The following is an 8211-nucleotide window of genomic DNA, read 5'->3' as shown; positions in this document are numbered from 1 at the left end:
TCGAACGGCAGATGTAGCCATCGCCATGATCGATCCGAATCTCGCCTCCAACAGCGGTATTGAACGAAATCGGTGCTCCAAGCCATTGCTCCACATAGCTTGGATTAACGATGTGTGACCAGATCTCATCCGCAGTTCGGTTCAGGTCCCAACGCACAGTGAGGACATCGTCGTCGAAGTCTCTACTGCTAAGGGACACAACCATCGCCGTCCTGCCCTGCGTCCGAAACCATTATCTACCGCCCAGCGCAGATCCACTCGCCTCAACGATCTCGGTTCCGTTGTTCAGCTTCCACGGCACTCTCGTGGCATCGAGAAACTCAACACATGTAACCATTTGGTTGCCTTTGCCCTTCACTAGCAACTCGACCGGTTCCTCGATCCGATCATAGTCGTGCAAAGTGTCCCAATGATACGTCTGATGTGATGGCACAATGAACCGTCCCGGCGGAACGGCGCCAAGTTTCAGATCGGCGTTCTGCGCCGAGCCATCGAGCTTTTGAGTGTGAACAATCATGTCATAGACCGGCTTCGCAGAAGCATTCACGATGTACACCGCCCACTTGCTCTGGGCCCCGCGCTGAGGAAGCGCGGCACCAACCGCGAACACCAGTTCGGCCTGCGAACGCCGTGCCGCCAAACTCGCCTTGTTGTCGCGGCTTTGTTCCAACGTTAGGAGCTTGGCGCTCACCCTCCACGCAACAACGGCGGCTACGACGGCCAACAACCCGCCCAATGCGCTGAGCCAGTCACCGAGCGATCCGACTTCCATATTCAGTCCTTCCCTGTACGTACCACTCCCCTAGTTATTCAATCAAACGATGGCAGTCGTTCGCAGGAGAATAAACCCAGCAAGCTGTTAGCAGCGGGAAAATGGCACACTGGGAGCATGGAGGATTTACAGGTACCGCCCGGTCCCGGGGCCCCGAACGGAGTCACGATTCGCGCCGCCGAACTGACCGAGCGCTTCTCGCATTCCTCCGGCCCCGGCGGGCAGGGAGTGAACACGTCCGATTCGCGGGTCCAGTTGAGTGTTGATATTTCGACGACGGCGGCGCTCAACGAGATTCAGCGGAACCGTGCTCTGAAGCAACTGGGCTCACGGCTTTCGGGCGGCGTCCTCACCGTCGTATCTTCCGATCAACGCTCACAACACCGCAACCGGGCTGCGGCACGAGAACGCTTAGCGGCAACGATACGCGAGGCTATTGTTCCACCTGTGCCGAGGCGCCCGACCAAGCCTACGCGTGCCTCAAAGCGGCGACGCCAAGAGGCCAAGAAGCGCCGCTCCGCCATCAAACAGGATCGGCACAGGCCACAATCCGAGTGACACGAGGTGGACCGATTAACGCAGGTAACGTCTGGGGCTACGAGGCTAGACCTCAGTCAAGGCTCAGTGGTGATCTTTTGACTGTCGGATCGCGGCGCAACTGGGACCCATCGCGGAACATCGCCTCGAACCGTACTTCTTCCCTCCTACGGCACCTCACAACATATGGTGCTACGCTTTGCTACATGACGACGATCACCCACCGTGAGCTACGGAACAACAGTGCCGAGATACTGCGTCGCGTTGAGGCCGGCGAAACACTGCAGGTGACGAACAATGGCACACCTGCTGCTGTCATCGGGCCTGCCGATGGCGCGACTCTCGACGATCTGATCTCTCAGGGCCACGCCAGGCCGGCGCGCGCTGACGCGGCGACCTTAGATAGACTCCGTGGCCGACTCTCGGGGCGCACCCCATCTGCGAAAACCACCTCCGAGATGGTCGAGGACGTGCGCGGCCGATGGTGACCACCGCCTACCTCGACACGTCGGCGGCGATGAAGCTGCTCGTGCCGGAACGAGAATCAGATGCTCTCTTCGAGGAGTTAGCCCGGCCCGGACGCCGACTCGTCGCCTCCTGGCTTCTCCACACGGAACTCCACTGCGCCGCCGGGAGGAATCCTGCGGACATCCCTTTGGACGCAGTGTCCGACGCACTGGATCTCCTCACGCTTGTCGACCTCACTAGGGGCGACCTGCTCGCAGCTGGGACGCATACTCCGCTGCGCTCCAATGACGCGCTCCATCTGGCGACCGCGCTCCGCCTCGGCGTGGACGAAATGATCACCTATGACGGCGAACTGGCCGAGGCCGCGGGAAACGCAGGAATACGTATTGTCGCACCCGCTGCTCACACACCTATCAAGTAGATGAACCCGGAGTCGACAACATCCCACCGCTCCGCAGAATCTTCGCCATGGGACGCCCCTTGGCGAGCTCGTCGATTAGCTTGTCAAGATAGCGGATTTCGCGCATGAGATCTTCCTCAATCTCCTCGATACGCACCCCGCATATGACTCCCTTGATCTGGAGGCGCGCCTTGTTGGGTTGAGGCGCCTGCGAAAAGAACTGCTCGAGGTTCGTGTCCGTCTCAAGGATCTGATCGAGCTGTTCCTGACTGTAGCCTGTGAGCCAGCGCAGGATCTCATCAACCTCGTCCTTCGTGCGAGACTTACGCTCGGCCTTTTGTACGTAGTTAGGGTAAAGCTCTGCCCACGTCATCCGATAAATGCGATGCTGTGCCATAAGGTCACATTCCACTTTGTTGTGTTGTCCTTGTGACGTCTAGCCGGTTCTTATGCCTTACCAAGCCGACCGATCACGCAACCTGCAGCGGGGTGATCGCGGAGATCTGGTCCGCGGCCCGATCCTCTGCCAATTCAAGGTCATAACGGGTCTGCAGGCTCAGCCAGAACTGGGGCTCGATGCCGAAGTACCGGCCGAGGCGCAGTGCGGTATCAGCCGTGATCGCACGCTTGCCGTGCACGATCTCGTTGATCCGCCGTGGCGGCACACCAATCGACACGGCGAGCTTATTCTGGGTGATGCCGAATCCTTCGATGAAGTCCTCCATGAGGACCTCCCCCGGGTGGATCGGCGGGTAGAGCTTCTCAGCCATGGTCTCCTCCTCAGTGGTAGTCCGTGATCTCAACATCTTCTGGCCCAGCATCCAGCCGATGCCGTTTTCGATTCGCCGTCTTATGGATTCTAGGATCGATACGTCGCGTCGATTCACGAAGCCACGCACGCTCCGCCTCTCAATCCGCGGACAGTCTGATGATCCGCCGATCATGCCAAACTTAACGCATGGCGTCAATAACGCTAGACGTTAAACCGAAACTCCACCACGTCCCCGTCCTGCATGACGTAGTCCTTGCCCTCCATGCGCATTTTCCCGTGGGCACGCGCTTCAGCAAGAGAACCAAGTTCAACAAGATCCTCGTAGGACACGATCTCGGCCTTAATGAAGCCACGCTCGAAATCGGTGTGGATCACGCCAGCGGCCTGTGGAGCAGTGTCGCCCTTGTGGATGGTCCACGCGCGCGATTCCTTTTCGCCGGCTGTGAGGTAGGTCTGCAAGCCCAACGTGTCAAAACCAACGCGGGCCAGCTGATCCAGCCCGGATTCTTCCTGCCCGGTGGATTCGAGCATTTCAGCGGCCTCGTCGGGCTCAAGTTCGACCAGCTCAGATTCGAACTTCGCGTCCAAGAAAATCGCTTCGGCGGGCGCCACAGCGCCGCGCAGCTTTGCCTGCATAGCCTCATCGGCAAGTCCATCCTCGTCCGTGTTAAACACGTAGATGAACGGCTTGGAGCTCATGAGCTGGAACTCCTTGATGATGTCCGGATCCAGATCCCCGCCGTGCGCGGAAAGGGTTTTCCCCTCCTCCAGAATCGCGAGCGCCGCCTCGGCCACGTTCACCACATCCTTGGAGATCTTCTTGCCGGTCACTTCCTTGTGCAAGCGAGGAATCTGCTTCTCCAGAGTCTGAATATCGGCCAGAATCAGCTCGGTTGTCACGGTTTCGATATCGTCCAGCGGATCCACCCGCCCGTCCACGTGCACCACGTTCGGATCAGAAAAGGCGCGCGTGACCATGCAGATGGCGTCCGCCTCGCGGATGTTCGCCAAGAATTGGTTGCCGAGTCCTTCACCTTCGGAAGCACCCCGCACAATCCCCGCGATATCAACGAAAGACACGGTCGCGGGCACCGTCTTGGCGGAATGGAACATCTCCGTCAGCACGTCCAGTCGCGGATCGGGAAGCGGCACGATGCCCACGTTCGGCTCGATCGTCGCGAACGGATAGTTCTCCGCGAGCACGGTCGCGCGCGTGAGCGCGTTGAAAAGAGTTGACTTACCAACGTTGGGCAGCCCGGCGATTCCAATAGTCAAAGACACGTGGTCCAGTCTATCCCGGGGCACCCCGTTTTTCCGCCCGGTTGTTTGTGTTTTTTACGACGACGACGGCGAAACTTCCAGTATCCCCACCCCGCAGCCTGTGCCGAGCGAGTGGACTAGTCGGCTGAATCGGTGATCGCGCGGCGATCGTCGTCGTCAAAAATCTCCTGCAATTCAATCGCTTCATCTGGCGAATACTCGTGGGTATTGAGGGCGAAGGCCTCACCTTTGTGGCGCCCAACGCCCTCAACCACGGACTGTTCGAGCACCTCTTTGGCCAGCGCGCCCTGGATCATGAGCGGATCGCGCGAGAGGTCACGCCATATGGAGAAGCAGAGGAATACCAGCACTAGGACGAACGGAACCGCCGTGACGATCGTGATGTTTTGGAGTCCTTGGAGAGCCGTAGCTGGATCGTCGCCGCCGGCCACCAACATGATGGCCGCGGTGCCGCCCGTCGCTAGGCCCCAGAACACCACGTTCCAACGCTTCGGTTCCTCCGTGCCGTTCTCCGTGAGGCCCGCCATGACGATCGATGCTGAATCGGCGCCCGTGATGAAGAAGATGGCAATCAGCACGATGCACAGGACCATCAGCGCGCCAGATATCCACCCGGGGAATGCGAGATCGTCAAGGAACTGGAAGAGGACAGTGTCTGAATCCACCACGGGTTCGCCGCCCGGACCCTCTTGGACCGTGGAGGAGGCTGCGCCCGTCGCTCGTGCGCGTTGGAGGGTTCCGATGGCGCCGCCGCCGAAAATCGCGAACCACAAAACGGACACTGCCGAGGGAGCAAGGAGCACGCCGGTGACGAACTGGCGAATGGTGCGTCCCTTGGAAATACGGCCGATGAAGAGCCCAACGAACGGGCTCCACGATACCCACCATGCCCAGTAGAAGATGGTCCAGCTGGACATCCATTCGGAGAGGTCGCTGCTCCCAACGCCAGCGGTGCGCGAGGCCATATGCGGAAGATCGGCTAGGAATGTGCCCAGCGAATTCGGGAACACGTTGAGGATGAACAGGGTTGGGCCGGCAACAAACACGATGAGCGCTAGGGCCACCGCCAGCACCATGTTGATGTTGGAGAGCCATTGAATGCCGCGCTCGATGCCGGAGATGGCCGAGGCCATGAAGCACACCGTGAGAACAACGATGATGATGACGAACAGTGACGTGGATGCGGTTTCTACCATGTCCCCGTGGACAAGGCCGCCGCCAATCTGGAGGGCCCCCAAGCCAAGAGAGCAGGCCGAGCCGAACAAGGTGGCTACGATCGCAAGAATGTTGATGATGCGGCCACCAACTCCGTTGACCGCCTTTTCGCCGAGCAGGCCAGCAAACAATGACGAGAATAGTTGGGACCGGCCAAGGCGATAGGAGCCGTAAGCTAGGCCCAGCCCGACAATCGCGTACATCGCCCACGGGTACAGCGTCCAGTGGAACAATGCGGTACCGAGCGCCGTGGAGACGGCGTCCGCGGTTTCGGGGCTCACCGTGTCAGGTGGTGGCGAGACGTAGAAGAACAGCGGCTCTGCCACGCCGTAAAACATCAGGCCAATTCCCATGCCTGCCGCGAACATCATCGAAATCCAGGACAGTGTTTTGAATTGAGGGACATCGTTATCTTGACCAAGGGGAATTCGGCCGAACCGGCTGAACGCCACCACCAAGATAAACAGGAGGAACACCGTTGCCGCGATCACAAAGAACCATCCGAAATTCTTCATGACATAATCAAGGGCGGTGGATGAGGCGCGGCCCAAGCCAGTAGCATCGATGATTCCCCAGGCAACGAAGGCCACCGCGATTGCTCCGGCAACCCCGAACACCCACTTATCCAGCCCTTTATGTTCGTCGCCGTGCCTGCTGAGCTTTGCCGAACCGCGCAAGCCATCGATGAGCTTCTTACTTATCTCCTGATACTTAGCCATTGCGTTGTGTGAGCCCGTGCTGGCGAAGATCCCTAGAGACGGATCACGTTCACCGCGTACCTTCGCCACGTGTGGCGCCGCATCGTCGCTGCGTCTACAGAGAGGGGCTGAGCTCCTACTCCCGTCAGTGTTGTGTACATGGACTTCGTGTATTTTAACCATTTTGTGGCAGGAGCGTGGGTGGTTTCGCGAAATCGCGGTGGATCATCCGAAATGTGTGGGAGGGGCGTGGTGAACTAGATCCATGGATATTTCAGCTCCTCTCTTGGTGATCTTGTTGGTGGCGGCCTTGGCGCTCGGCTGCGGGCTCGGCTATTTCTTCGCGCAGGCTCGGGCGGCCCGCGCCCCGGGGCAGGAGGCCCACGAATTGGCGGCGCTTCAAGCCTCTGCCGCCGCTGCCACGGCCCGTGCCGGGCGTTTGGAAGAGGAAAACAATGCACTCATCGATCGTGCCAAATCCGATCAGGACATCATGCGGGCACTGGCGCCCTTAGCTCAGCAGTTGGACACGATGAATCGAAGGGTCCAGGGAATGCAGGAAACTCAGACAGCCCAGAGTTCCCAGCTGCACGAGCAACTCAACAGCGCGGCCGTCACTCAGCGGGAACTGGCCACGGAAACGCATTCGCTCCGCACCGCGCTCACATCCAACTCCGCTCGCGGAACATGGGGAGAAGTTGAGCTACGCCGCATCGTGGAGGCCGCCGGCATGCTGCCACACGTTGACTTTTCCACGCAGCAGAAAACATCACTGGTATCCACGGCCGGTTCAGATTCTCGCCCAGATCTCACCGTGCACCTCCCCGGCGGGTTTCACCTTGCTGTGGATGCCAAGGTGCCGCTGAGTGCCCTGCTCAAAGCCCAAGACATGACCGGGGAAGATCAGGCCTCACGCGCAGCCCGGGACAAGCTCCTCGCTGAACACGCCAAGGCCGTGCGCTCCCACATCAATGAGCTGTCCAAGCGTAACTATCCCGCCGAATACCCCGGATCTCCCAACCTCACCGTGATGTTTATGCCGGCGGAATCCCTGCTCTCGGAAGCTCTGAAAGCGGATCCGTCGCTGCTTGAGGACGCACTGGGAGCCGGCATCGCGCCCACTGCTCCCAGCTCCTTGCTCGCGCTCCTACGCTCGGTTGCCACCGTGTGGTCCTCCGCGAAAGTCACGGAAGAAGCTCAGGCGATCATGGGCCTAGGGAGGACCCTCGTGGACCGGCTCAACACCGTTGCCGGGCATCTAGATTCACTTGGTTCAGCCCTTCAACGCTCCGTCACGGCCTACAACAAGACGGTCGGTTCAATTGAAACCCGGCTGCTTGTCACGGCCCGCGCCTTCGAGTCCGTTGATACCTCTGTGGCACAGCCACGGGAGATTCCGTCTGAGAAGGGTCAAGTTCGCAGCTTCACGGCGGGTGAGCTCACGATTGAGGGAGACAGCATTGGCGGTGCCTAGCGATGTTAAAGGAGCCTAACGATCGAGATATTTGCTGCCTTCGCGGATCGATAGAGGGGAAAGTGTGGCTTCGTGTGCTTGTATAAATGCGGCCACCCATGTTGGATCTGTCTTTGAGTACTCGCGAAGAGCCCAGCCCATAGCCTTATTGATGAAGAACTCATCAGAGCCGAGATTCGCTACAAGGATCGCGTCCAAGGCGGCCGTGTCCGTGGCTTCTTTCTGACCAAGCTGGTGGAGAATCGCCAAGCGCCGAATCCAGAAGTCATCATCGGTCGCCCACTGAAGTATCTGACTGCGGGCTGAGCTTTCGGATTCTTTGACGTCACTCCCCGATTCACTGGCGGCGATCGCACCAACTGTTTTGGTCAACGTATCGATCGAATCCCACCATTGTTTGGACGATGCCAGAGCTTTAATTCGCGGCAGATCGGCAGAGCTGAGGCGGCGGCGAACGGCGTATAGATAATCGCATGCGACGTACTGGAACTCCCGGTAGGGCAGCGCCCAACACTGGGCCACAAAGCCCCAATCGGCATGCTGGTCCCGGCGGGCAACAGCAAAATAAGGCCGCTGGATTGGTTTGCGGGCGGC

General features: G+C 59.3%; 11 protein-coding genes. 4 read left to right on the top strand and 7 right to left on the bottom strand.

Going from position 1 to position 8211, the window contains the following annotated elements; translation table 11 throughout:
• Nucleotides 1-199: hypothetical protein (locus tag ACTHV6_RS07960; protein WP_441386754.1), on the bottom strand; the 199-nt coding region annotated here is incomplete at its 3' end.
• Nucleotides 200-232: 33 nt separating this feature from the next.
• Nucleotides 233-772 (bottom strand): hypothetical protein, encoded by a 540-nt coding sequence (locus tag ACTHV6_RS07955; protein ID WP_441386753.1) that lies wholly within the window; start codon nucleotides 770-772, stop codon nucleotides 233-235.
• A 117-nt stretch (nucleotides 773-889) separates the two neighbouring features.
• Between ACTHV6_RS07955 and arfB the strand changes: the two genes are divergently transcribed.
• From arfB to ACTHV6_RS07940, 3 genes are all read left to right on the top strand, one after another.
• Nucleotides 890-1330, top strand: coding sequence for an alternative ribosome rescue aminoacyl-tRNA hydrolase ArfB (arfB, locus tag ACTHV6_RS07950; protein WP_441386752.1), 441 nt, complete (start codon nucleotides 890-892; stop codon nucleotides 1328-1330).
• 185 nt (nucleotides 1331-1515) lie between these two features.
• Nucleotides 1516-1797, top strand: coding sequence for a type II toxin-antitoxin system Phd/YefM family antitoxin (locus tag ACTHV6_RS07945; protein ID WP_441386751.1), 282 nt, complete (start codon nucleotides 1516-1518; stop codon nucleotides 1795-1797).
• Complete coding sequence (locus ACTHV6_RS07940) at nucleotides 1791-2198, top strand: type II toxin-antitoxin system VapC family toxin (RefSeq protein ID WP_441386750.1); 408 nt, start codon at nucleotides 1791-1793, stop codon at nucleotides 2196-2198. Before ACTHV6_RS07945 ends, ACTHV6_RS07940 begins: the two co-directional genes overlap by 7 nt.
• Here ACTHV6_RS07940 and ACTHV6_RS07935 read toward each other — a convergent pair.
• The 4 genes from ACTHV6_RS07935 to ACTHV6_RS07920 all read right to left on the bottom strand — a co-directional run bounded on the left by ACTHV6_RS07935 (nucleotide 2191) and on the right by ACTHV6_RS07920 (nucleotide 6233).
• Nucleotides 2191-2574, bottom strand: coding sequence for a DUF2200 domain-containing protein (locus tag ACTHV6_RS07935; protein WP_441386749.1), 384 nt, complete (start codon nucleotides 2572-2574; stop codon nucleotides 2191-2193). The two genes, ACTHV6_RS07940 and ACTHV6_RS07935, sit on opposite strands and share 8 nt — an antisense overlap.
• A 73-nt stretch (nucleotides 2575-2647) precedes the next feature.
• Nucleotides 2648-2947, bottom strand: coding sequence for a HigA family addiction module antitoxin (locus ACTHV6_RS07930; RefSeq protein ID WP_441386748.1), 300 nt, complete (start codon nucleotides 2945-2947; stop codon nucleotides 2648-2650).
• A gap of 203 nt (nucleotides 2948-3150) precedes the next feature.
• The gene (gene ychF, locus ACTHV6_RS07925; protein ID WP_441386747.1) at nucleotides 3151-4230 is read right to left on the bottom strand and encodes a redox-regulated ATPase YchF; all 1080 of its coding nucleotides are present in this window, start codon (nucleotides 4228-4230) and stop codon (nucleotides 3151-3153) included.
• Nucleotides 4231-4346: 116 nt separating this feature from the next.
• Nucleotides 4347-6233 carry a BCCT family transporter gene (locus ACTHV6_RS07920; RefSeq protein WP_441386746.1) on the bottom strand — a complete coding sequence of 629 codons (1887 nt, stop codon included), beginning with the start codon at nucleotides 6231-6233 and terminating at the stop codon, nucleotides 4347-4349.
• A gap of 175 nt (nucleotides 6234-6408) precedes the next feature.
• Here ACTHV6_RS07920 and ACTHV6_RS07915 point away from each other — a divergent pair, with 175 nt between their 5' ends.
• On the top strand, nucleotides 6409-7617 hold the full coding sequence (locus ACTHV6_RS07915; RefSeq protein WP_441386745.1) for a DNA recombination protein RmuC: 1209 nt from the start codon (nucleotides 6409-6411) through the stop codon (nucleotides 7615-7617).
• Between the two features lie 15 nt (nucleotides 7618-7632).
• Here the strand turns inward: ACTHV6_RS07915 and ACTHV6_RS07910 are convergent.
• Nucleotides 7633-8211: DNA alkylation repair protein (locus ACTHV6_RS07910; protein ID WP_441386744.1), on the bottom strand; the 579-nt coding region annotated here is incomplete at its 5' end.

It is taken from the genome of Ancrocorticia sp., from assembly GCF_052089425.1.
GTDB lineage: Bacteria > Actinomycetota > Actinomycetes > Actinomycetales > Actinomycetaceae > Ancrocorticia.
Note: the sequence above shows the minus strand (reverse complement) of the source record. Positions and strands in the feature narration are given on the sequence as shown.

Excerpts from the sequence above, each read along its gene's own strand:
- ACTHV6_RS07955 (WP_441386753.1), bottom strand. The coding sequence starts at position 772 with ATGGAAGTCGGATCGCTCGGTGACTGGCTCAGCGCATTGGGCGGGTTG.
- arfB (WP_441386752.1), top strand. The coding sequence starts at position 890 with ATGGAGGATTTACAGGTACCGCCCGGTCCCGGGGCCCCGAACGGAGTC.
- ACTHV6_RS07945 (WP_441386751.1), top strand. The coding sequence starts at position 1,516 with ATGACGACGATCACCCACCGTGAGCTACGGAACAACAGTGCCGAGATA.
- ACTHV6_RS07940 (WP_441386750.1), top strand. The coding sequence starts at position 1,791 with ATGGTGACCACCGCCTACCTCGACACGTCGGCGGCGATGAAGCTGCTC.
- ACTHV6_RS07935 (WP_441386749.1), bottom strand. The coding sequence starts at position 2,574 with ATGGCACAGCATCGCATTTATCGGATGACGTGGGCAGAGCTTTACCCT.
- ACTHV6_RS07930 (WP_441386748.1), bottom strand. The coding sequence starts at position 2,947 with ATGGCTGAGAAGCTCTACCCGCCGATCCACCCGGGGGAGGTCCTCATG.
- ACTHV6_RS07915 (WP_441386745.1), top strand. The coding sequence starts at position 6,409 with ATGGATATTTCAGCTCCTCTCTTGGTGATCTTGTTGGTGGCGGCCTTG.